Annotated in this window: 1 pseudogene; it reads right to left on the minus strand. The window is 40.9% G+C overall.

Annotated features, from left to right (window positions below):
- A pseudogene (locus tag PG840_RS16300) lies at positions 1-239 on the minus strand (RumMC family radical SAM sactipeptide maturase); the annotation flags it as partial.
- Between the last annotated feature and the right edge of the window lie 20 nt (positions 240-259).

Raw genomic sequence — 259 nt, forward strand, 5'->3', positions numbered from 1 at the left:
CTTGCATACTCCACAGCACGTTTGGCCACTTCCCAGGTCATAGCTTTTGGCGAAAAATTCCGGTATCCTTCATTATGTTCATTATAAATACAATACCGGCATCTCATATTACACTGTTCTGTCAGCTCCAGGATAACCTGCTGCAGATCATACCGTAGCAAATCCCTTAATGTTTCGTCTGTTTCCTTTACAAACTTTAAATCCGGTGAAATCTGCAGGATATGCTCTGTTTCTATCATCTCCCAGATATTTCTGTATG

It is taken from the genome of Coprococcus sp. AM97-35 (assembly GCF_027697525.1).
Taxonomy (GTDB): domain Bacteria; phylum Bacillota; class Clostridia; order Lachnospirales; family Lachnospiraceae; genus Allocoprococcus; species Allocoprococcus comes.